Raw genomic sequence first — 1325 nt, 5'->3', positions numbered from 1 at the left:
GTCTCACAGTATTCTATGACTAAACCAAATTATATTTCACATTTTTTAAGCTAATTTGCTGCATATTTCATTAAATCTATATAAGGAGTTTTCCTATTAATAACAGCAAAGATCCTAGCTAATATTTTATTTCTGATAATGTTTATTGTGGACATTTTATTTTTTCCCGAACCGATTCTTTTTTGATAGTAAAATTTCATCTCTTCATTGTATTGGATAGAAGACTTAGCGCATAAATCCAATAAACTTTTTAGTTTTTTATTCGCTAAATGGCTTACTTTGGTTCTTCCTCTAATACTTGAACCAGAAGTATTGGGAAAAGGAGCTATACCGCAATAAGAGGCGAATTTCCTCCAACTGTCAAACTTTTTAAAGCCCTCTGTAAATACAATCATATAAAGCGCGGTTTGTTTTCCTACACCTTTTATTGAGGTTATTAGCTCATACTGGTTTTTAAGATTCTCATCTTCAGTAACAATGGTTTCTATTTCCTTTTCAATTGTATCTATTTCTTTTGTCAAATATTTGATAAGCTCTTTTTGAATTTTTAACAGTAATTTACTTTTACTTCTTGAAAGTATTTCTGATTGCTCCTTTAAACTCATTTTATAGCCAGCTCTTTGCTTTACCATGCGCTCACGTAGTGAGAATAATCGTTTTAATTTTACGGTACTCTCAGAACTTTGGACATGAGATTTTAATCGATCACGTTTTTCATAAGCGTAGAGAGCTATTCTTTTAGCATCTGCTTTGTCATTTTTTCCTCTGGTCATTCCCATGGATTGTTTAATTTCCAATCCAGGTAAAATAACATAATTAAAGCTTGCTTCAGACAAAAAGAGAGATAACCTATAGCCATAGATTCCTGTATGCTCCATTGCAAACAGCAGGTTTTCTGTGGGAACATCATTATTCTTTTCCAACCACTTAATCATTTGTTTGAACCCTCTCTTATTGTTTTCAAATTGCTGGTAAAGATCTCTTTTGTGAAGGTGTGTATCGATCACTTTTTTACTAATATCGATACCTACAGTTTCTAAAATTTCCATACTTTTAATTATTAAATTAATGGTTACTTTGACTAAAACCTTTAGTAATTTATTACTAATTAGTATTCTATTTGGTCCTTTGTAACCGGTTATAAAAGAGCGGGGACTAATACTGTGAATAGAGATGTAGCTCTAGAACCGAACCAAGTTCACCCCGTTCTTTTTTAATAAAAATATGAACAATTTAATAAGTTATGAGTCTCCCCCAGACCCCCTCTTTTCAACAACATAATTATTGAATAATTGTATATTGTTTATAAGTTCAAATCTAAAGGA

General features: G+C 31.2%; 1 protein-coding gene. It reads right to left on the bottom strand.

Going from position 1 to position 1325, the window contains the following annotated elements:
- Positions 1-50: 50 nt before the first annotated feature.
- Positions 51-1049, bottom strand: a complete 999-nt coding sequence (locus KO500_RS02605; protein ID WP_215954945.1) for an IS110 family transposase — start codon at positions 1047-1049, stop codon at positions 51-53.
- Positions 1050-1325: the final 276 nt, after the last annotated feature.

Origin of the sequence: Cellulophaga baltica (genome assembly GCF_018861125.1) — a bacterium.
Classification (GTDB): Bacteria; Bacteroidota; Bacteroidia; order Flavobacteriales; family Flavobacteriaceae; genus Cellulophaga; species Cellulophaga baltica_A.
The sequence above is the reverse complement of the archived record's forward strand: the minus strand, read 5'-3'. Positions and strand labels throughout refer to the sequence as shown.

Bases quoted from the DNA above. Each gene is read 5' to 3' on its own strand.
- KO500_RS02605 (WP_215954945.1), bottom strand. From the start codon at position 1,049: ATGGAAATTTTAGAAACTGTAGGTATCGATATTAGTAAAAAAGTGATC.